This is a genomic window from Bacillus cereus group sp. MG1, assembly GCF_040460035.1.
Taxonomy (GTDB): domain Bacteria; phylum Bacillota; class Bacilli; order Bacillales; family Bacillaceae_G; genus Bacillus_A; species Bacillus_A cereus.
Genome location: NZ_JARVGY010000001.1, coordinates 5005698 through 5024658 on the forward strand (window position 1 = coordinate 5005698; position 18961 = coordinate 5024658).

The following is an 18961-nucleotide window of genomic DNA, read 5'->3' on the forward strand; positions in this document are numbered from 1 at the left end:
TTTTATCACCTTTACCTGCAAATTTGTATATAATCTCATTGTAGTGTATTTATTGGTATTTTGGAATATTGTAAAGGAAAATATTATGTGAAATTCATACTTATTTTGGTACAATGAAGAGAAGTGCTAGTTTAAAGGAGGCCATTTTTTTGAAATCAAAAGTGCACTTTTGGACATTAGAAGTGCTAATGGTTGTAGGAATCATATTTATTTGCACAAAAATATCATTTTTATTTCAACCGATTGGTATCTTCATATCAACATTATTTTTCCCAATCTTAATCGCGCTTTTTTTATACTTCATATTTAATCCTGTATTAATCTTTTTGGAGAATAAAAAAGTACCTAGAAATTTAGCGATATTGCTGTTATATCTTTTTATCATAACATTAACTGCGGTTGGCGTTGGAGTAGTTGTTCCTACGATTTCACAACAGCTAATGGACTTAGTAAAAAATATGCCAGGCTACATAAAAGAGGGAAAAGTATACATACAAGAATTATCACATCATAGGTTGTTTGAATGGTTATCTACACAAAACTACGTTTCCATTGAAACAATTGAAAAAAATGCGATTGAATACTTAAAAGATATACCAAATACAATTACGTCGAGTGCAACGGCTTTATTTGGTATTATCACGAACGTTGCATTAGTTGTATTTACTGTACCGTTCATTTTATTTTACATGTTTAAAGATGGACATGCCTTTCCAGGAAAAGCGGTAAGTTTATTACCAGAGTCTTACCGTGAAGAGGGGCTTCGTATCATTAAGGAAACGAACGAAACATTATCTGCATATATTCAAGGGCAAGCGCTCGTTTGTATATTTGTAGGTGCGTTTACTTTTATCGGTTATTTAATTATCGATTTACCGTACGCTTTCGTTTTAGGAATTATTGCAGCATTTACAAACATTATTCCTAACTTAGGTCCATTTATCGGAGCAGCACCAGCTGTTATTGTAGGACTGTTCGTATCTCCGATGCAAGCCTTATACGTAATTATTATCGTAACAATTGTACAACAGTTTGAAAGTAATATTATTTCACCACGTATTATGAGCTCGAAATTAAACATCCACCCATTAACAATTATTATCCTAATTTTAGGGGTAGGTAACTTTGCTGGAATCATCGGAATGATTTTAGCAGTACCAGTTTATGCAGTAACAAAAACAGTTGTTTCAAACTTAGTGAGATTGTTTAAAACGAAGAGAAGTAATCGGAAATAGTAAAACCTGAGAAAGATACACCTCTATTTAAGTGGTGTATCTTTTGTTTATAAAAAAATAATTAAAAGCGGGTTGATATGATTTTATTATATATTTTTTATACATCAAATTCAGCGATGAACTTGTGTGATATAAGCTCTATAAAACTATGTGGAATCCCTCTGAACTATCCAAATCATTTCCTTACGTGCTATCATCATCATAATCGACTCCTTTCAATTCTATATAGTTAAACGATTAAAGGTGAGTGTAGTATTTGCTTCTACGATCTCGAATTTCATCAATAACTTGTTTATATTGTCTTTCTTGTTTTAATTCATTTTGAGATATTGTTTCTTTTTGAATCGTAATCGTTAAAAAGAATAGGTGAAACTTCATATGTGAATTCCTCCTTTCGAATTGGAATTACAGATGACTACAGTAATGACTTTGTCTTTCTTTTACAGAATCCATAGCCTGATTAATTTGTCGTTCATGAAGCATTTCAGACTCAGAAAATTTATTTTTTTGAATGGTAATGGTTAAAAAGAATACTTTAAATTTCATAAAATAATTGCCCCTTTATAAGTGATTTAGAAAAAACGAGTGTAATAAGAAATTACAGGTGACTACAGTAATGACTTTGTCTTTCTTTTACAGAATCCATAGCCTGATTAATTTGTCGCTCATGAAGCATTTCAGACTCGGAAAATTTATTTTTTTGAATGGTAATGGTTAAAAAGAATACTTTAAATTTCATAAAATAATTACCCCTTTATAAGTGATTTAGAAAAGACGAGTGTAATAAGAAGATTGAAGCTCTTTTACTTCGTCCATAATATTTTGAATGTGTTGTTCACGTAAAATCTCTTTCTGTGAGAGCTTACGTTTTTGAATAGTGATTGTTAAAAAGAATGCTTTAAATTTCATGAATATATTACCCCTTTAAAATATATTTTTAATACATTTGAGTGTAGTATGAACTTTTAATGTCAGTTATTTTATCAGTCAGTTGTTTTAACTGTTGTTTACGATTGATTTCAGTTTCAGATAAAGTATTTTTTTGAAGTACAGTCGTAAAAAAGAAAATATGAAAAGTCATAAATGAATTCCTCCTTTCGAAAAGGAATTACAGGTGATCACAGTAAAGTGCTTGGCGCTCCTTAACATCATTCATAGCTTTTTCAATTTGCTCATTATGAAGAATTTCATCTTTGGAAATTATATTTCTTTGAATCGTAATACTTAAAAACAATACGCTAATAGTCATTGAATGTTGCTCCTTTCTTAGAAAAATAATGTAAGAGACTAAAAAATCGCGCAAAAAAACCACAGGAAGATACAGTTCTCCTATGGCTGGGCGTGAAAAAGCCACAGGAAAGTATACGGCCTCCTGTGGCGAATTTATGAATTAAATGAAATAAAGTACGATTTTCAATTCTCCATTAGGGTGGTCGAATTCATATTTAATTGTCCAGAAAACACAGGTGCAGTTAACGCTAAAGTTAATGCATGTAATTGTAATTTCATCATTTCCTTCGACCTCCTTTTAGAATTTTTTTCTTACGTTAGTAAGTATATACAATTAATGGATAATTGTAAACATAAAAAATGAAAATTTTTAATTTTGATTAAAATGCGTATATTTAAAAGGGATTTGAAAGTAAATATTGTAATTAACGAAATATCGATAAAAATGGGGGATGCTAAATGAAATATATGCATCATAACATGATCGTTATGCTAACAATTTTTTTATTCATTGCGGCTTGTTCTAATGGAGAAAGAATAAAAGATATATATGATATTAGGTCAGATGATTTTAAGAAATATACTGGGACATACGTTGGTAATAATTCAGATGTGGTTGCAATTGTTAATCATTTACCCGGTGGTGGAACAGTTCAAAGTATAAGTTTAGAAAATGAAAATATAAAAGTGAACTATGGCGCAAAAGAAAGTGGGGCTCTTACAGAAGAAATGATTGAGACGTATTGGTTTGATGAGAAGGATACGATGAAGAAGAATTTTTTCTTTAATGCTATATATTTAGTGATTTTAGTGCCAAATGCAAAAAGTTATGAGTTTCAGGTAGAGAATAAAAACTTTAAGATAACGAGGGAAGAAATGTTATCAATTTTGCATAGAATATTCGATGATTTTCCAAAAGAAAAAGATATATGGGATAAAAATAAAGTTATAAAGTTCTTTAACGGCAATGAAGAAAAAATTAAAATGCTTGTGGAAGATAAAGATTTTCGGAAATCTTTATTTGCTAAATATCCAGTGAGCCAGTTGAAATAATGGAGGGGAGAAGATGGAGTTAGTATACAAAATTTCTTATCATAGAATGCAGGATCATTATTTACCTAAGTTAGTACAGGCAATTAGGCTCGTTAGTGAAGAAGATTTGTGGAAACAAGAGACCGCTGTTAATTCAATTGGTGGAATCGTACTACATATTTGTGAACATTTACAGAGAAATACAAGGCGTTATAAGGATTCCAATATAGTTTTTGAAAATGGAATTGAAGAATATTTTCCAATAAAACATTTAAGCTCCGAAACTTTGTTAAAAACTGTTGAAGAAATATTTGATGAGTGGGGAAAAGTATATATACAAGTATGGGAAGAAAAAAGGCATATTGATCTTCATAGTTTATTACATTTAGTGGAGCATACAAGTTATCATTTAGGGCAAATAGTAGATCGTACAAAGTCAATAAAGGGACAACAATTTAACTTTTGTCAAAATGGTATAAATGAAAAGAATTTGAGAACAAGAGTTGAAACTTCGAAATTTTAGAAAGAGAGTCATTCTTAAACGAATGATTCTCTTTTTTGTAAAGGAAATTTATGGAAAAAAACATTTTTATGTGATATGGTTAATTACATAAGTAATGAACCTATGAACCTAAGGTGGTGAAAGTGTGAAACCTACTCTGGAGCAAAATAAATTAATATACTTACAAATTGCAGAAACGATTGAATCTGATATTTTAAAAGACATATTGCTTGAAGAAGAACAAGTTCCATCGACAAATCAATTTGCGAAGATGTTACAAATAAATCCGGCTACTGCAGCTAAAGGGGTGAATGTATTAGTAGATGAGGGGATTTTATATAAAAAGAGAGGGATCGGAATGTTTGTTGCAAAGGGAGCGAAAGAAGTCGTACTAAAAAAAAGACAAAATACTTTTATGACTGAATATTTACCTAAAGTGTGGGAAGAAGCGAAAGTACTAGAAATATCAAAAAATGAATTGATGGATATGATTCAAAAGATTACGAAGGAGGGGAAAGAGGGATGATTGCACTTGAAACGAAAGATGTAACGAAAAAATATAAAAAGAAAATAGCTGTAAATGAAGTAACGATCTCATTGGAAGAGCATAAAATATATGGTTTGCTTGGAAGGAACGGAGCAGGGAAAACGACACTATTAAATTTACTTGCAGGTCAAATTACTTCAAGTAGTGGAAGCATATCAATATTTGGTGAACATGTTTTTGAGAATAGTAAAGCGATGCAAAATATTTGTTTTGTTAAAGTGAAAGAAGCTGCATATCTAAATAATAAAGTTAAAGAGATTTTTAATTTATGTAACATGTTTTATAAAAACTGGGATCAAAAGTTTGCTGAAGAACTTGCTAGGAAATTTCAACTTAATTTGAAAGAAAAATATCATAAATTATCACACGGAATGCAAACTGTTGTCGGAATCATTCAAGGATTAGCAAGTAGAGCACCTATTACTATTTTTGATGAACCAACTACAGGTTTAGACGCAGCACACCGTGAATTATTTTATAGTCTACTACTAGAAGATTACGGTGAGCATCCACGAACAATTATATTATCAACACATTTAGTAGAAGAAGTAACTCATGTTATTGAAGATGTAATCATCATAAAAGAAGGTGCACTTGTTGTTCAATCATCAGTGGAAGATTTATTACGACAAGGTCATATTATTTCAGGAAAAAAAGATAAAGTGGATGAGTTTTCAATCAATAAAAAAGTAATAAATCGAGAAGTTTATGGAAATAAGAGGATTTCTGTTATATGGGAAGAACTTTCTAATGAAGATTATTACTCTCTTGAAAAAGAAGGGTTATCAATTGATAGAATTACATTACAAAAACTATTTATTCATATAACTGGGGGTGAAATAAAATGACGATGTTAATGAAGCAGTTGAAGTTACATATAAAATATCAGTATAAAGCCATTCTTATCTTTTGGACTGTGGCATTACTTATAAAAGGGACAATGACTGCAACTGATTTAAAGGGAATAAAGGTAGCATTTTTACATGATATTTTCAATAATTCATCAATTGTAATCGTAATGTTTATTGTGATAAGCGTGTTTCTTATTCAACTTGATATTTTTCCTACAGTCGTCTCGTTTGGTGTCACTAGGTTGCAATTTTTGATTGGTTCAATATGTTTTAATTTATTGCAATCAGCATTGTTTTCATGTCTTCAAGCTTTGTTTTTACAGGATACATTTTATAAAACAGAACATGTAAATTTAGGAGCATCTGCAATTGAACAATTCTTTGTACAATTCATATTTTATAGTACATTAGCTTGTTTATTCCAATCAACAACTATTGTTCAGAAAAGATTTAATTGGTTCGGATTGGCCTTTAGTATAATAGTTTTATTCGGATTGGCGAGTACAATGTATGCAGGGATAGGTATAAAAGAGTTGGTGTTTATTAATAGTAAAATGTTACTAGAAATACCTAATTTCATATTAGTTTCAATAGTTCTTATTTGCATATATATTGTAATTAGCGCTCTATTTATTCGTAAGGTTTCGTTTGAAGATACAATTTAAATACAATTATTTTAGGGGAGAAGGAAGAGTGAATGGGAGATACTTCTTCATTAATAACCGTTTTTTTATGCATTGCACTACTAATATTTTGGCGTCGTTATCGCTCCATGTATAAGCCAATAAAGGGATCGGGAAAACGTATTTTATGGCCATTACTATTTTTAACACCAGGTATTGTATGGTTTTTAGGTCCCGTACATCCAGCTGTACTACAAGTGGCTATAGCAGCATTTATTGGGATTCTTTTCTCTGTACCACTTATAGCACTAACAAATTATGAGCGAAGAGATGATGGGAATATTTATACGAAAAAAAGTGCAGCTTTTTTAATTACTTTTATTGCACTTGTCGTTTTAAGATATGGTTCAAGACAATTTATCGTTGATTTAGATCAACAAACGATTGGTTTATTATTTTACGTTGTTGCTGTCTCGTATATTATTCCATGGAGAATTGCTTGTTATATAAAGTTTAGGAAAGTTTGGCGGGAAAATAATAATCATGCTATATGAAAACTTCTCATTTGAGAAGTTTTTTTATTTTTATAGGTAAGCAAAACAAGTTGTTGAAGGGCAGGCTGTCATAGAATATGATACATATTATAATGAGGAAAAGTTGAGGGGATAAAAATGCGTACAATTTTACTTTTTCTAAACAACATGTCCATCGATAAAATAGAGAACATTAGACATAAACATGATCCTTTATTTGGATTAATTCCACCGCATATAACAATCGTATTCCCGTTTAAGAGTAATATTTCAAATGATGAATTAAAATCTCATATTTTTAATGTATCAAAAGGGGGAGGCAAAATTGAAATTGAGTTTGCAAATCGTATCACTAGCGTAGGAAACTATTTGTTTTTAGAAGTTGATAGAGGAAGAAAACAAATAGAAGAACTACATGATAGGCTGTATACAGGACCTTTATTACAATTTTTGAAAGAAGACATTCCGTACATCCCGCATGTAACAGTCGGAAGAAAAGAAAGTGCCAAATTAGCTGCTGAAGTAGTGAAGGAGATTCCTAGTTTTCATGGGAAGTTAAATTGTGTGATTGATAGAATAAGCGTGGAGCGAATTGGAGAGAACGGGGAATCAATTATTGAATTTGAAGTGCCATTTTTAAAAAGCTGACAAAAGTCAGCTTTTTATTTCGTAGCATGAAGTAATGCACCAATTGCACCGCTATTACCACCATCTTGTAAAAAGATTGGTGTTTTATTTTGATATTCGGTGTAGCTACTTATAATATGTTGAAGTTGTACGTTATTACATAAAGTCGAACCAATATAAATAATATGTTTAATGTTTTTTGTTTCAGCGAATTGAAGGCTTAATGCAGTAACGACTTCACCGACAAGTCCTTGTATAGTAGCAAGTATGTCTGAGCTATTATATTTCGATTCTGAAATAGCGGCTTTACCAAAATTGCTAGCAGTTAAGTTATTATCGATAGGGGAAAGAATACCACTATAAATATCTCCAACCGTAATATCTAGTTCTTTTCTAGATCCTACTTTTGTTAGAGGGATTACATCTTCAAAATGATTTGTATTTGTTAACAATTTTGAAAGTCCCATAATAGTCCCACCGCCAACTCCGGTTCCACCAGCGCGAATATATTGTTCATTATAAACATAATGGATAGAAGTACCTGTACCGATATTGGTTAAAATAAAATTGTTTATAGTGTGTTTTTCTTCTTTTAATATGTATTGGACACCTGCAAGAGTAGATTCAAATTCGTTTAGCTCTATTATTTTATATGAACCTGTAAGCAGATGCTGTAATAGTTTCGATTTACCACCCGTAATACATATTTGTTTTATGCCATTGTTGTTTTTAATCCAATCTATTATTTTATGTTGTTCATGTGAATAAAATTTTTCAAAAGTTAATAGCTTTTTTTCGTTAAAATAAGCTATTTTCGTTAATGTGCCTCCAGCATCGATACCGATAGTACGTTCCATTTTCCTGCTCCTAACTACGTAATATGTTTTCCTATTTACTTAATTGGTTGAGAATAGATATTTCCAACTGATATAAGGAACACTTTAATCTGCTTGATATATTAATAGTTTTTCTATAGTTACAATAGGCTGGTCGTTTACAGTTGCAATACCTTTACCAAGAATAAAACCTCGGCGATTGCGCGTTAGCTCATAATGTAAATCAAGTTTATCACCGGGATATGCTTTTCCGTGGAATTCAACTCCATCTAAAGAGGAGAGAAATCCTAGTCCTTCAGAATCACTTGTATGTACAAATGCACTAAGCTGGGCAAGTGATTCTACAATTAACATATGAGGCATATGTTTTTGACTATCATTTATAAACCATTCGTTATTTGTAATGAGTTTATATCCTGTAACGGATTCACCTTGTTTTACATTTGTTACTTTATCAATCATTAAAAATGGATAACGATGGGGAAGCGTGTCTTTAATATGCATATGAAAGTACCTCCAATTAATAATACCCCTGCTAAAGTTAAGCAGGGGAGTGGGAACTAATTTTTAACTAATTCATCTACTTTTTCAAGGACGAAAATGCCGCTATTTCTAATATTTTCAACAACTTGTTGCAATACTTCTTTATTTTGAACGAGTGCAATACGTACGAAGCCTTCTCCATGAGGTCCAAATGCATGACCAGGTGTAACAACGACATTCGCACGATCCATTAATGCATAAGCGAAGTCTAGAGAAGTCCATCCTTGTGGAATTTCAGCCCAGACAAACATACTACCAGCTGGCTTATCGACATTCCAGCCAAATGCTCGGAATCCATCGACTAAAGTATCTCTCCGTTCTTGATAAATATCGCGGTTTTTCTCACAAAATGCAGCGCCATTTCTTAGTGCTACAGATGCCGCTTTTTGAATTGGTAAAAATACACCGTAATCGGTATTAGATTTAAATTGAGTAAGTGCACGAACAATTTCTTCGTTTCCAATCATATATCCAATACGGCTACCTGCTAAACTATAACTTTTTGACAAAGAATTGATTTCTACACCAACTTCTTTAGCACCAGGTACAGAGAGAAAGCTAATTGGCTTATTACCATCGAAATAAAATTCAGCATAAGCAAAATCATGGACAACGATAATATTATGCTTTTTCGCGAATGCGATTACTTCTTTAAAGAAATCTTCATGAGCCATTGCTGGAACGGGATTCCCTGGGAAGTTTAAAATCATCATCTTTGCTTGATCGGCAATTTCTTCAGGGATGACTTCTAAGTCTGGTAAGAAATCATTCTCTTTCTTTAAAGGCATGTAGTAAGATGTTGCACCAGCCATTTGAATACCTGTTTCATAAGCTGTATATCCTGGATCAGGAACTAATATAATATCACCTGGATTTGCATAAACCATAGGTAAATGAACGAGCCCGTCTTGTGAACCCATTAACAATAAAACTTCTTTATCCGCATTTAATAAAACGTTATGAGTGTTGTTGTAATATTCAGTTACAGCTTCGTGAAATTCTTGAATACCTGATAATGTATACCCGTAGCTCTCTTTCTCACTCGCTGTATGTACCATTGTTTCTCTTACAAAATCAGCGGGCGGCATATCAGGATTTCCGATGCTCAAATCAATCATGTTATGACCTGCTGCAATTTTTTCTTTTTTATAGGCTCCTAATTCACTAAATATAGAAGATTGGAATGCTTTCATTCTAGTTGCTAACGTGTAAGTCATCAAAACCCCTCCTAAAACAGTGCTTTCATTCTTCATTTTTAATTATTCTGAAAACACATGTTTATATTTTATCATTTTTTTATGAAAATTAAAACGATTGACAAATTTAGAGGAAGGATTAGCCTATTTTGAAAAGTAACGATGTAAATAGCGTAGATGTGTTAATTGAAATGTCTATTATAGGATTCATTTTATATAACTTAAGATATTTTCTAGTTTTTATTAAGTATATTTCTCATGTTTTGAATGAAAAAGAATACGAAAACAAGGGCTATTTTTGTGGACGATTTCTAAAGTGAAATAACGCAGAAAATATTTTCTGCGTCTCCTCTGAAATGTAATCATTTCTTTTTATATGTGCATAATTTTTCGGCTGTCAAAAAGTATACATTTAATGTACCGTCGGCAACTTTTAAAGTTTGGTCCGATGTAAATGAATTACCATAATCAATGTGATATATATTAGAATTTTTGACAAATGAGCCTTTATATAAATCGTCTTTATTCTTTGTTGTTTGCATTTCTACTAAATTTTGCACAATTTCCTCTTTATTTTCTTTTTTGATAACTGTTTCAAATTTATAATATACAGGGCATTCCCCTTTTTTATTGTCAACGACTTCCCAAGAACCGTATATATCGTTATTGCTGCATCCACTAAGTAGGATGATTAGTATAGGAATTGTAAGTAGAACCTTTTTCATTTTGTGCTCCTTTCTTTTAAATTTTAATAAACGTGCGAATACGATAGGGATATTATAATAAATAAAGTTTAAATTTTTTTAAAGAATTATTTAATTTCATATAAAAATTTAGGAGAAATTAAATAAGCATGAATCTAGTGTAAAGTCAGATTCATGCTAGTACTATAGCCTATGTTATGTCTTTTTTGAGGATAAATAAAGAGGAAAGCAGAATCACTATTCCATTTAATATATATACGCTTGCGGTCATAAAGGCTAACGTACCTGCGCCAAATCCTGCTTTATCGAATATAGAAGCAAATGTTGCGATAGTCAAAAAGATAATGGGAGTCAGTAGTAAAAATATGAAACCTGCCACGATTCTTTTTTTAAAACTATGTCCAGATAAGGAAATGGCTAAAAAGTTTAGGATGCTAAACAGAGCAATTGCAAAGAGCAGGACAATAAATACTTCGATGCCATCAGACATTTTACCACTCCTTTTATAAAGAGTACTTTTTATAATCTATTCGAAATAAAAGGGGGATACTCCTTTAGGTAATTTCAATAAACGTAATAAATAGGCGTATTATAAAACAAAGAAGTATGGATTCAATATTAGACCCATACTTCTTTGTTTATTTTATAAATTTGCAGATTGCGAATGCTGTTTTTCATAATGTTTCTGCTTAGAAAGGGAAATAGAAATAATCAATAATGAAACGACTCCAAAGATGAGAACCATATATTGTAACCCAATTGTATCTAAGAAGAAACCTGTGCCAAGTAAGACGATTTGGAACATAACCCTCTCAAACATATTACGGAATGAGAAGAGGCGACCGTGATAACTTTTTTCCACTTTCGTTTGGAAAATCGTCGACATAATAGGGAAGAAGCAGCCAACACTAAACCCAAACAAACCAAATGATGTAAGAGCCATCCATTTTATATCGCTAAAGAACAATGACAGATGTGCAAAAGCAGTACAAACTGCGAAGAAATATAGTAATTTTTCAGGTTTGAAATGATCAGATAGACGTTTAATTACGAAGGCACCTAACATAAATGCGACACCTTCAATTGTATATATGAACCCTTTAATCGTAGGATCATGTTGCATTTCGCTAATGTTAATAACCATTAAATTAAACCCAGCTATAAATAATAGAGGGATGATACTTAATATAAGTGCTGTAAAAGCAATAGGAATTCCTTTTAAAATACGAAATACTTCCATAAAGCTATTATCTTTTGCAGCTTGTTTACTTGGTGTTGTTGATTTTTTGTCTTCGAATTGTAGGAAGAAAGTCGAGAGGAATAATAAGGCGTATGCTGCCATTGAGAAGGCATACATGTACTGTAAACTCATCACAACTAAAAGAATTCCACCTAGTGAAGTGCCTGCAATACGAGCAATTGTACCAACATTCATATGTACACCGTTCATTTGTAATAACTCATGCTCACGTACGATGAGTGGAATTACAGATTGTAATGCAGGGAAATAAAATGCTGCTGAAATTTGAAGAGCAACCATAAATGCGATCATAAATGCGATACTTTCAAATTGAATAGCAAAAAACATGAAAATAACACTTAAAACTCGACCAAACCCAGCGTAAAGAAGAACTTTTTTCTTTTCATACTGATCGATGACACGGCCAGCCATAGGTCCAACTAGAACACCGGCTAATAGTCCGATAAATAATATAACTGATTTCATGAAATCAGAAGGGACATATTTTTGCATAAATTCAAGGTTGCCAAGAATACCAAGCCATAATCCTAGACCTGCAATAAACTCCCCAATTAGAACAATCCAAACGTTTTTATTACGCCACATAACATAAAACCTCTCCGTCTTTTAAAATGAAAAACTCGTATATAAAACCTCCTTATTTATGCATTATTTTCATACGAACTTTTTTAGAGTCAGAGTCTATATTACGTGTTTCATAATTGGATTTCAATCTTTTTGATTTGTCAAAAATTTGATGTGTTAATTGATGTAATAAGTGAATCAAAACGTAAAAAATTTATGATTAAAGCTAATAGAAAGTAAGGATACATATAAAAAAGCAAGAACGTATAACTACGCCTCGCTTTTCTCAAGTACAAAATTAAATATTAGATTCACTTAGCAACATTTACGCTCTTGTCCAATAGCTAAAGCGCTAAAAGATAGTGGGCCAACAACTTCTGCACTTGCACCACTAGTAAGGTTTTCTACGGTTAATGAATATTCGTGTGTTCCACTGCTAACGTTTTGATCTATAGCTTGAAATGTTTGTACGTAGAATTGTTCAGAACCTGTTGATTCAATACCTACTTGTGTATTGAAAAGTTCAATATTATCACGAAAAATTCGAAATAAAACTTGGGAAATCTCAGTTATACCTTCTACACCAACTGTAGCGATTAATTCTACTCGATTATTTCGTGAATCTCTACTTGAAATTCTCAATTTTAAATTTGCTAAAATTGCTTTATTTGGAGAAGCTGGGATTGCAAAAGTTGTTTCACCAGTTTTACTTATAGGCTGAGTAGCTTGGTAATCAATGATATGAGTCATATTCTTCACCTCCTCATATACTAGAATATGAAAATAGTGAAGAATTAGCTTGGACAAATACTGGATTATTTAATAGAGTCAACAATAATTATTGAAAAGAAGAAATTCACATAAAAGCATTAAGAATATATCACAATAAGATGATATTTTTCTTAATGCTTTTTGTAATTAAGCAGAATATTCTTCTTTACGTACTTCAAAAAATTCATTACGTCGTAAGTAATTATAAATTTTCTCTGAAACCTCTTCTTCTTCAGACACTAAGAAACGATGATCAAAAGCGTAGAAAGATTGACCTTTAATTAATTTTACGTAATACATATTAAATGCCTCCTGACACTAAATTATTACTTGCTTCATATTATGATGGCCTATATGTCTGCTAAAAATACTTGGAGTTTCAAAGGGGATAAGTAAAGGGATAAAAGAGCTTACAATTCTGTAAGGTTTATGTCACCTTTTTCGATAGTTTGTATTTACCAATTTCTTCTATAATGCAAATAGGTTACATAAAATAAGGGGGTAAAAAGATGGATGAAATACTTGGAGAAGTTGTAGCTGGTATTTGTGAATTTGTAGTGGAAGTAACAGCGGATGCTATAGGAAATTTAGTTTCTGGAAATGATGAGGAAAAAGAAACATTATAATAATTTGTAAAAGAATAAAGTTGATCAAATTATAAAGGCTGATTTCTAAAGGGAAATCAGCTTTTTTATTTTTTACATTATATTAACTTAATTTGAATATTCATTTGTTATCATATTTAAGAAGCCTATATAAGGAGGTGAATAAACAAATATGTCGAATTCAGGGCCTGATTTATCTGTTTCTCGTTTGATTGTGGTAAATATAGAAGAAAAAGAATATCATTTTATTGTTCGTGAACATCCGATTGTAGGGAAATTTATATCGCTATTTGAAAATGGGAAAGAATACGGTTTAATAGATAAACAAATCGCTAATAAAGATAAATTTATTACATCGGAGCTTACTAAGTTAGATTATTTTAATATAGATGTTTTATATCTTACACCTGGGTGGATATGGATTGGTATGGATCAATTTGGTTTACATGCTCGTGAGGCTACTTATAACGAAGTAGATGTTATTATGAAGTTGAAAGAGGATTTATATTATATAGATATATACGAAGAAATAAAAATGTAGTAAATATTTATTCAGGTTAGGGGGGAAGTTCCCATAGCCTTTTTTTTGTTTAATAATAAAATGCAAAATTATATTATTTTAATGAAAGGTAAATATGATAAGAAGTGAGATGAAAAGAGGATTTGAAAATACATTAAGAGAATTGTAATAATTATATGAGTCGTATATGTAAATAACAATAGAAAGAAGATGATAATATGAGTAAAGAAGAGCTTGTGAAAAAACAGTTTGGCAGCAATGCAGATAAATATATAAATAGTAAAATACATGCTAAAGGACTGGATTTACAATATGTAGTTCAACAAGTTGAGTCTCGTCATAATAATCGTCTTCTTGATGTTGCTACTGGTGGCGGGCATGTGGCAAATATGTTAGCACCTATGTTTGAAGAAGTAGTTGCACTTGATTTAACAGAACAGATGTTAGAAAAAGCAAAAGTTTTTATAAAGCAGAATGGTCATGAAAATGTATCTTTTGTAGCAGGAAATGCAGAGAATTTACCATTTGCAGACCATTTTTTTGATACAATTACATGCCGGATTGCAGCCCATCATTTTACGAGTCCGGCTCAATTTATTTATGAAGTAAATCGTACGTTGGAGAATAATGGATTATTCATCTTAATAGATAATGTTTCGCCAGAAAATAATGAATATGATACATTTTATAATTTTATAGAAAAAAAGCGTGACCCAAGTCATGAACGAGCTCTAAAAAAGACAGAATGGCTTACTTTATTAGAAAAAAACGGTTTGCAAATGCAGTCATGTCTTACTTTTGATAAGAAGTTTGATTTTGACTGGTGGTGTAATATGATGGATGTCCCTTTACAAAAGCGTGAAAAATTAACAGAATGTATGATGAAAGCACCAAACGAAATGAAGGGATATTTTAATATTCAATTTAAAAATAATAAAGTAGAATCGTTCTATACTGAAATGGCTATGTTTATATGTAAAAAAAGTACAACGTTAAAAAGATAAAGATAAATGTGTTGCAGTCTTTCTGAAGTACGATATACTTAGTACAGAGAAACTGAGAATTGAGGAATAGTTATAATGATTCGTGTACGCATTGAAGGTACTGAGGAAGAAATGCTTGAATTTATGGGGAAAATGCCAGACATTCCTGGATTTGAAAAGACACATATGAGAGAGCCGAGAAAAGGAAATAACCCGAAATACGATTTAAGTAAAAATGTACTTGCATATTTGTCTTATAAAAAGATTGAAGTCGCCAATAAATAGGCGGCTCTTTTAGTTTGCGCTGTTTCACCGCCTTGTCTTTTTCACATAATAATAATAGTAGATTATGCTCAAGAGGGGTGAGAATAGTTAATAAGAAAATTATCTTTTTTGGAGACTTTGGTATTGATGACGCCGTAGCGTTAATTTATGCAAATAAAACATGTAAATTAGATATTTTAGGTATTGTTGCTGAGTATGGGAATGTATCACGAGATATCGTTACGGAAAATGTTTATTTTTTAGAAAGGTATTATGCTACACAAGTGAAAATTATTGAAGGTGCGAGTAGACCGATGACAGCTGAAGAGCCTTTGTTTTTCCCTGAAATCCACGGGGATCACGGTTTAGGTCCTATTATTCCACCTGAGATGAGAATTTGTAAACGAGAAAATTTTTGTGAATTAATCAAATTAATCGAACCTTGTCCAGAAGATATTATAATTGTGGCGACAGGGAGACTAACGACGCTTGCTACGTTATTTTTATTGTATCCAAATATAATGGATCGTATTTGTTCGTATTATATAATGGGCGGCGCTTTCCTATTTCCAGGTAATGTTACACCAGTATCTGAAGCGAATTTTTATGGTGATCCAATTGCAGTAAATATTGTTATGAAATATGCGAAAAACGCTAGCATATACCCGTTAAATGTAACACAGGGCGCGCTTATAACACCTGAAATGGCCAATATAATAGATAAACAAGGAACTGGACAGGCGAAACTCATTAAACCAATGATTGATTTTTATTATGAGAACTTTTATAAAAAAGAATATCCGGGTATTGGTGGGAGTCCTATACACGATTTATTACCGTTTATCTCGTTTATAAATGACAGTATTTTCGAATATAAAAAATCGGCAGTGTGGATTAGTACGACAAATGATGTGACTAGGGGCCAAAGTGTAGCAGACTTTAGAAAAATAGCTGAGCCAACAAGGTTTGATGATCGGCCGATTCAAAGAATTGCTGTTGGTTTTAACTATGCAGCTTTTAAAGAAGAGTTTATGCGAACAATATTGAAGCCAGATTGTCCTTAATGTGTGTAATAACAAGTCGGATAAATCGTTAGTTCAAAAAAAGGTTTAATCTGTGTGTATTATTCTCAAAAATCTTAAAGTTGAACAACATGAATAACTTATGAAAAATGTCACATAACTAATGGTAAGCAATTGTTTCTAATTATATTTTGATTGGTGAAATGTAAAGGAGGTTATTATATGATTTGGTCTTTAATCGTCGGTGGTATATTAGGGTGGCTTGCGAGCTTAATTACTGGAAAGGACGTACCTGGTGGTGTAATAGGTAATATTATTGCTGGTATTATCGGTTCTTGGGTTGGTTCGAAATTACTTGGTAGTTTTGGTCCAGTCATTGGCGGATATGCAATTATTCCAGCTTTAATCGGTGCGATCATTTTAATTTTCATCGTAAGCTTCTTATTACGAGCAATGCGAAAATGAATGTAAGGACTGTTTACATTTGTAAGCAGTCCTTTTTATATGTTATGCTAGTATTATACAATCAGGAGGTGTCAGCATTGAAAACATTCACAGTAAATTTCCATCAAGAAGATAATGCTAAAGCGACAACAGTACATAAATTAAGTGAAGAGGACTTTAACAAAGCAACAGAAAAAGGCACTCGTCATCTATTTGATTTAGATACAAACGTTGGATTCTTCGTATTCTTTGACGCAGAAGATGCAGAAGGAAACGATCAATACTTAATGTTACAATACGAAGGTGATCATGAAGAGCCAACTGCGTGCTACGGATTTGATTTAAAACTATACTATCAATTTTTAGCACTGTACTTAAACGATCTTGAGTTCCAAGGTGAAACAGATGAGGAAGAGGAAGAATACGGTCCAATTCATCATTTAGCGCATTTACTTTATCATATTGTTGAAGATGGTAAATCAATCGAAGTGTAATATACATATTTGAAGCTGCCCTTTTTGGGCAGCTTTTTTATATGACATTGGAATGGTGTACTGTGAGCTAAATAAAGTGAAACTTTAATCAGTGGGGGGTGTTCATCCCCACTGATTATCAGCCCTCACCAATCGGGCTTTTACGGACAGTAGGGCCCCCACCTAACTTCTTTGTTTCCGCTGAATTTTGAGGTGGGGATCTTACTGCCCGGCAAATAGCGGGATAAATTAATAATAGAAATTTATTTATTACTTTCATGTTAGCATCGTAAAACACCTGTTATAATGATTGTAATTAAATTCATGGAGGCTAATTCTATGCTTGTAGATGTAAAAGCTTTTATTAAAGCTGCAGGTTTAACATGTATTTCATTATTAAGTGGAGATAACACGTTTGCTTATAATTTTGAAACTGTAAAAAATACTATCGCTACATTTTTTAAGAAGCTAAGATTTACCGTATAATTTTATTTCAATCAGTAGGAAAAGAGTAATCACTTCCTACTGTTTTTTTTCTGTTTCAAGGAGCTGTTGTGAGAGCATGTTTTAAGTTATAGATAGAGGATATTATCATTGAGAAGAGAAGGTTTAAATAAGGAGATGAAAATGGTTTCGTTTATCAAGAGGTAGTTACTTCGGATATAACAGACTTGGTTACTTTTTAGAAACAGCTTTTGTAATATGTTTTGTACAAGCTTTTGGAGAGAGTGAAGCACTGACTTTTTGGAACAAACATAATTTGAAAAGTAATGTAATGGGTTGGTTAACGAAATGAATAAGATGCAATAGGGGGTAAAAATGATGAAAATATATTTAAAAATAGTTATGTTATTTTTGGTGTTTACATGTATGTTTGCGCTAGTCGCATGTAAAGGGACAGACGAAAAAAAGGAAACAAATCCAACCTCGGAAAATAATAAAAATGAACAAAGTAATTTTTCAGAAGAACAGAAAAATCCTGAAGCAAAACCAAGCAATGAAAAAACAACAAAACCATCGCCTGACCCAGATTCGAAAAATAGAACACTTAATCAAAAATCAATTAACCACGTTAAAGATTTGTTTGAACTCGCAAAAGAAGGAAAAGTACCTAATGTACCATTTGGAGCCCATACAGGGGATATTGAAGAAATTGAAAAAGCGTGGGGGAAAGCAAATAAAACCGAATATGCAGGGAACGGAATGTACGCAACTTTTACAAATAAAAATATTGTTTTCGGATTTAATAAAGGGTCACAAGTTTTTGATGTACGCTCATATCATGCAGAACTAAAATTGATTACATTACAAGAAATTGAAAAAGCATTAGGAAAACCATCTTCAGTTAAAGAGAATGGTGAAGATAAAATATATGTATACAAAGTAAATAACCAGTATGAGCTGAAATTTGTCATTCCAAAATCGACTGGTAAGGTAGATCATATTTCTGTATTTTCACCAGAGGATAGTATTAATAAAATGGCAGGATAAGAAATTAAGTGATTTCAAAAACACCTCACTTTCCTTAAGTGAGGTGTTTTTAGTTGTAAATAAGGAACGTCTCCTGCCATATAAAACATACTTTCATACGCGAA

The 18961-nt window shown here is 31.8% G+C and carries 30 protein-coding genes and 1 pseudogene; 17 read left to right on the plus strand and 14 right to left on the minus strand.

The window, feature by feature from the left end; translation table 11 throughout:
• Positions 1-149 precede the first annotated feature (149 nt).
• Positions 150-1235, plus strand: a complete 1086-nt coding sequence (locus QCI79_RS26045; RefSeq protein WP_000837892.1) for an AI-2E family transporter — start codon at positions 150-152, stop codon at positions 1233-1235.
• 237 nt (positions 1236-1472) lie between these two features.
• On the opposite strand, the gene QCI79_RS26050 is transcribed toward QCI79_RS26045, so the two are convergent.
• The 6 genes from QCI79_RS26050 to QCI79_RS26075 are packed head-to-tail and all read right to left on the minus strand — an operon-like array spanning position 1473 to position 2484.
• Positions 1473-1613 (minus strand): YrzI family small protein, encoded by a 141-nt coding sequence (locus QCI79_RS26050; RefSeq protein ID WP_000668497.1) that lies wholly within the window; start codon positions 1611-1613, stop codon positions 1473-1475.
• Positions 1614-1640: 27 nt separating this feature from the next.
• A complete protein-coding gene (locus tag QCI79_RS26055; protein ID WP_000669805.1) occupies positions 1641-1781 on the minus strand; it encodes a YrzI family small protein in 141 nt (46 codons plus the stop codon).
• Positions 1782-1833: 52 nt separating this feature from the next.
• On the minus strand, positions 1834-1974 hold the full coding sequence (locus tag QCI79_RS26060) for a YrzI family small protein (RefSeq protein ID WP_000669805.1): 141 nt from the start codon (positions 1972-1974) through the stop codon (positions 1834-1836).
• Between the two features lie 26 nt (positions 1975-2000).
• Positions 2001-2144, minus strand: a complete 144-nt coding sequence (locus QCI79_RS26065; protein WP_000668961.1) for a YrzI family small protein — start codon at positions 2142-2144, stop codon at positions 2001-2003.
• Between the two features lie 28 nt (positions 2145-2172).
• Positions 2173-2316 (minus strand): YrzI family small protein, encoded by a 144-nt coding sequence (locus QCI79_RS26070; RefSeq protein ID WP_000142729.1) that lies wholly within the window; start codon positions 2314-2316, stop codon positions 2173-2175.
• Positions 2317-2343: 27 nt separating this feature from the next.
• Positions 2344-2484, minus strand: a complete 141-nt coding sequence (locus QCI79_RS26075) for a YrzI family small protein (protein WP_000156176.1) — start codon at positions 2482-2484, stop codon at positions 2344-2346.
• A 440-nt stretch (positions 2485-2924) separates the two neighbouring features.
• Here QCI79_RS26075 and QCI79_RS26080 point away from each other — a divergent pair, with 440 nt between their 5' ends.
• The 7 genes from QCI79_RS26080 (at position 2925) to QCI79_RS26110 (ending at position 7201) form a co-directional block, all read left to right on the plus strand.
• Positions 2925-3518 carry a DUF4825 domain-containing protein gene (locus tag QCI79_RS26080; RefSeq protein WP_000876536.1) on the plus strand — a complete coding sequence of 198 codons (594 nt, stop codon included), beginning with the start codon at positions 2925-2927 and terminating at the stop codon, positions 3516-3518.
• A gap of 13 nt (positions 3519-3531) precedes the next feature.
• A complete protein-coding gene (locus QCI79_RS26085) occupies positions 3532-4020 on the plus strand; it encodes a hypothetical protein (protein ID WP_000424639.1) in 489 nt (162 codons plus the stop codon).
• Positions 4021-4144: 124 nt separating this feature from the next.
• Positions 4145-4525 carry a GntR family transcriptional regulator gene (locus tag QCI79_RS26090; protein WP_000805199.1) on the plus strand — a complete coding sequence of 127 codons (381 nt, stop codon included), beginning with the start codon at positions 4145-4147 and terminating at the stop codon, positions 4523-4525.
• Positions 4522-5394, plus strand: a complete 873-nt coding sequence (locus QCI79_RS26095; protein WP_000560916.1) for an ATP-binding cassette domain-containing protein — start codon at positions 4522-4524, stop codon at positions 5392-5394. The genes QCI79_RS26090 and QCI79_RS26095 overlap by 4 nt, the downstream gene beginning before the upstream one ends.
• The gene (locus tag QCI79_RS26100) at positions 5391-6062 is read left to right on the plus strand and encodes a DUF4052 family protein (RefSeq protein ID WP_000178179.1); all 672 of its coding nucleotides are present in this window, start codon (positions 5391-5393) and stop codon (positions 6060-6062) included. The genes QCI79_RS26095 and QCI79_RS26100 overlap by 4 nt, the downstream gene beginning before the upstream one ends.
• A 32-nt stretch (positions 6063-6094) precedes the next feature.
• Positions 6095-6574 (plus strand): CcdC family protein, encoded by a 480-nt coding sequence (locus QCI79_RS26105; RefSeq protein ID WP_000502975.1) that lies wholly within the window; start codon positions 6095-6097, stop codon positions 6572-6574.
• A 117-nt stretch (positions 6575-6691) separates the two neighbouring features.
• Positions 6692-7201 (plus strand): 2'-5' RNA ligase family protein, encoded by a 510-nt coding sequence (locus QCI79_RS26110; RefSeq protein ID WP_001259205.1) that lies wholly within the window; start codon positions 6692-6694, stop codon positions 7199-7201.
• 14 nt (positions 7202-7215) lie between these two features.
• Here QCI79_RS26110 and coaW read toward each other — a convergent pair whose 3' ends face one another.
• From coaW to QCI79_RS26150, 8 genes are all read right to left on the minus strand, one after another.
• The gene (gene coaW, locus QCI79_RS26115; protein WP_000442495.1) at positions 7216-8037 is read right to left on the minus strand and encodes a type II pantothenate kinase; all 822 of its coding nucleotides are present in this window, start codon (positions 8035-8037) and stop codon (positions 7216-7218) included.
• An 84-nt stretch (positions 8038-8121) separates the two neighbouring features.
• Positions 8122-8520 (minus strand): 3-hydroxyacyl-ACP dehydratase FabZ family protein, encoded by a 399-nt coding sequence (locus QCI79_RS26120; protein WP_000547659.1) that lies wholly within the window; start codon positions 8518-8520, stop codon positions 8122-8124.
• Between the two features lie 56 nt (positions 8521-8576).
• The gene (locus QCI79_RS26125; protein ID WP_000222699.1) at positions 8577-9776 is read right to left on the minus strand and encodes an LL-diaminopimelate aminotransferase; all 1200 of its coding nucleotides are present in this window, start codon (positions 9774-9776) and stop codon (positions 8577-8579) included.
• A 341-nt stretch (positions 9777-10117) separates the two neighbouring features.
• Positions 10118-10480, minus strand: a complete 363-nt coding sequence (locus QCI79_RS26130; RefSeq protein WP_000757016.1) for a hypothetical protein — start codon at positions 10478-10480, stop codon at positions 10118-10120.
• 169 nt (positions 10481-10649) lie between these two features.
• Positions 10650-10949: a hypothetical protein gene (locus QCI79_RS26135; protein WP_001279464.1), complete on the minus strand. Its 300-nt coding sequence runs from the start codon at positions 10947-10949 to the stop codon at positions 10650-10652.
• Positions 10950-11102: 153 nt separating this feature from the next.
• On the minus strand, positions 11103-12305 hold the full coding sequence (locus QCI79_RS26140) for an MFS transporter (RefSeq protein WP_000269261.1): 1203 nt from the start codon (positions 12303-12305) through the stop codon (positions 11103-11105).
• Between the two features lie 294 nt (positions 12306-12599).
• Positions 12600-13034: an exosporium protein ExsC gene (exsC, locus tag QCI79_RS26145; protein WP_000148800.1), complete on the minus strand. Its 435-nt coding sequence runs from the start codon at positions 13032-13034 to the stop codon at positions 12600-12602.
• A 168-nt stretch (positions 13035-13202) separates the two neighbouring features.
• Positions 13203-13355, minus strand: coding sequence for a YqbF domain-containing protein (locus QCI79_RS26150; protein WP_000291905.1), 153 nt, complete (start codon positions 13353-13355; stop codon positions 13203-13205).
• 477 nt (positions 13356-13832) lie between these two features.
• Between QCI79_RS26150 and QCI79_RS26155 the strand changes: the two genes are divergently transcribed.
• From QCI79_RS26155 to QCI79_RS26195, 9 genes and pseudogenes are all read left to right on the plus strand, one after another.
• Positions 13833-14201 carry a hypothetical protein gene (locus QCI79_RS26155; RefSeq protein ID WP_000071478.1) on the plus strand — a complete coding sequence of 123 codons (369 nt, stop codon included), beginning with the start codon at positions 13833-13835 and terminating at the stop codon, positions 14199-14201.
• A gap of 197 nt (positions 14202-14398) precedes the next feature.
• Complete coding sequence (locus QCI79_RS26160; RefSeq protein ID WP_000031298.1) at positions 14399-15184, plus strand: class I SAM-dependent methyltransferase; 786 nt, start codon at positions 14399-14401, stop codon at positions 15182-15184.
• 75 nt (positions 15185-15259) lie between these two features.
• Entirely contained in the window at positions 15260-15448 is a 189-nt protein-coding gene (locus QCI79_RS26165) for a DUF3970 family protein (RefSeq protein WP_021728556.1), read from the plus strand.
• 77 nt (positions 15449-15525) lie between these two features.
• On the plus strand, positions 15526-16491 hold the full coding sequence (locus QCI79_RS26170; RefSeq protein WP_001223686.1) for a nucleoside hydrolase: 966 nt from the start codon (positions 15526-15528) through the stop codon (positions 16489-16491).
• A 180-nt stretch (positions 16492-16671) separates the two neighbouring features.
• Positions 16672-16914 (plus strand): GlsB/YeaQ/YmgE family stress response membrane protein, encoded by a 243-nt coding sequence (locus QCI79_RS26175; protein WP_000638306.1) that lies wholly within the window; start codon positions 16672-16674, stop codon positions 16912-16914.
• Positions 16915-16991: 77 nt separating this feature from the next.
• Positions 16992-17387, plus strand: coding sequence for a hypothetical protein (locus QCI79_RS26180; protein ID WP_000847587.1), 396 nt, complete (start codon positions 16992-16994; stop codon positions 17385-17387).
• Positions 17388-17705: 318 nt separating this feature from the next.
• Complete coding sequence (locus tag QCI79_RS26185; protein WP_000959545.1) at positions 17706-17852, plus strand: hypothetical protein; 147 nt, start codon at positions 17706-17708, stop codon at positions 17850-17852.
• 139 nt (positions 17853-17991) lie between these two features.
• A pseudogene (locus QCI79_RS26190) lies at positions 17992-18162 on the plus strand (aminopeptidase); the annotation flags it as partial.
• 23 nt (positions 18163-18185) lie between these two features.
• Complete coding sequence (locus QCI79_RS26195; protein WP_002098287.1) at positions 18186-18857, plus strand: YjgB family protein; 672 nt, start codon at positions 18186-18188, stop codon at positions 18855-18857.
• Positions 18858-18961: the final 104 nt, after the last annotated feature.

What these genes read in the sequence shown, in the direction of transcription:
- QCI79_RS26060 (WP_000669805.1), bottom strand. Translation starts at nt 1,974, where the DNA reads ATGAAATTTAAAGTATTCTTTTTAACCATTACCATTCAAAAAAATAAA.
- QCI79_RS26130 (WP_000757016.1), bottom strand. Translation starts at nt 10,480, where the DNA reads ATGAAAAAGGTTCTACTTACAATTCCTATACTAATCATCCTACTTAGT.
- QCI79_RS26055 (WP_000669805.1), bottom strand. Translation starts at nt 1,781, where the DNA reads ATGAAATTTAAAGTATTCTTTTTAACCATTACCATTCAAAAAAATAAA.
- QCI79_RS26140 (WP_000269261.1), bottom strand. Translation starts at nt 12,305, where the DNA reads ATGTGGCGTAATAAAAACGTTTGGATTGTTCTAATTGGGGAGTTTATT.
- exsC (WP_000148800.1), bottom strand. Translation starts at nt 13,034, where the DNA reads ATGACTCATATCATTGATTACCAAGCTACTCAGCCTATAAGTAAAACT.
- QCI79_RS26105 (WP_000502975.1), top strand. Translation starts at nt 6,095, where the DNA reads ATGGGAGATACTTCTTCATTAATAACCGTTTTTTTATGCATTGCACTA.
- QCI79_RS26185 (WP_000959545.1), top strand. Translation starts at nt 17,706, where the DNA reads ATGCTTGTAGATGTAAAAGCTTTTATTAAAGCTGCAGGTTTAACATGT.
- QCI79_RS26100 (WP_000178179.1), top strand. Translation starts at nt 5,391, where the DNA reads ATGACGATGTTAATGAAGCAGTTGAAGTTACATATAAAATATCAGTAT.
- QCI79_RS26195 (WP_002098287.1), top strand. Translation starts at nt 18,186, where the DNA reads ATGATGAAAATATATTTAAAAATAGTTATGTTATTTTTGGTGTTTACA.
- QCI79_RS26150 (WP_000291905.1), bottom strand. Translation starts at nt 13,355, where the DNA reads ATGTATTACGTAAAATTAATTAAAGGTCAATCTTTCTACGCTTTTGAT.
- QCI79_RS26155 (WP_000071478.1), top strand. Translation starts at nt 13,833, where the DNA reads ATGTCGAATTCAGGGCCTGATTTATCTGTTTCTCGTTTGATTGTGGTA.
- QCI79_RS26125 (WP_000222699.1), bottom strand. Translation starts at nt 9,776, where the DNA reads ATGACTTACACGTTAGCAACTAGAATGAAAGCATTCCAATCTTCTATA.
- QCI79_RS26065 (WP_000668961.1), bottom strand. Translation starts at nt 2,144, where the DNA reads ATGAAATTTAAAGCATTCTTTTTAACAATCACTATTCAAAAACGTAAG.
- QCI79_RS26095 (WP_000560916.1), top strand. Translation starts at nt 4,522, where the DNA reads ATGATTGCACTTGAAACGAAAGATGTAACGAAAAAATATAAAAAGAAA.
- QCI79_RS26085 (WP_000424639.1), top strand. Translation starts at nt 3,532, where the DNA reads ATGGAGTTAGTATACAAAATTTCTTATCATAGAATGCAGGATCATTAT.
- QCI79_RS26110 (WP_001259205.1), top strand. Translation starts at nt 6,692, where the DNA reads ATGCGTACAATTTTACTTTTTCTAAACAACATGTCCATCGATAAAATA.
- coaW (WP_000442495.1), bottom strand. Translation starts at nt 8,037, where the DNA reads ATGGAACGTACTATCGGTATCGATGCTGGAGGCACATTAACGAAAATA.
- QCI79_RS26120 (WP_000547659.1), bottom strand. Translation starts at nt 8,520, where the DNA reads ATGCATATTAAAGACACGCTTCCCCATCGTTATCCATTTTTAATGATT.
- QCI79_RS26075 (WP_000156176.1), bottom strand. Translation starts at nt 2,484, where the DNA reads ATGACTATTAGCGTATTGTTTTTAAGTATTACGATTCAAAGAAATATA.
- QCI79_RS26080 (WP_000876536.1), top strand. Translation starts at nt 2,925, where the DNA reads ATGAAATATATGCATCATAACATGATCGTTATGCTAACAATTTTTTTA.
- QCI79_RS26070 (WP_000142729.1), bottom strand. Translation starts at nt 2,316, where the DNA reads ATGACTTTTCATATTTTCTTTTTTACGACTGTACTTCAAAAAAATACT.
- QCI79_RS26160 (WP_000031298.1), top strand. Translation starts at nt 14,399, where the DNA reads ATGAGTAAAGAAGAGCTTGTGAAAAAACAGTTTGGCAGCAATGCAGAT.
- QCI79_RS26175 (WP_000638306.1), top strand. Translation starts at nt 16,672, where the DNA reads ATGATTTGGTCTTTAATCGTCGGTGGTATATTAGGGTGGCTTGCGAGC.
- QCI79_RS26050 (WP_000668497.1), bottom strand. Translation starts at nt 1,613, where the DNA reads ATGAAGTTTCACCTATTCTTTTTAACGATTACGATTCAAAAAGAAACA.
- QCI79_RS26135 (WP_001279464.1), bottom strand. Translation starts at nt 10,949, where the DNA reads ATGTCTGATGGCATCGAAGTATTTATTGTCCTGCTCTTTGCAATTGCT.
- QCI79_RS26165 (WP_021728556.1), top strand. Translation starts at nt 15,260, where the DNA reads ATGATTCGTGTACGCATTGAAGGTACTGAGGAAGAAATGCTTGAATTT.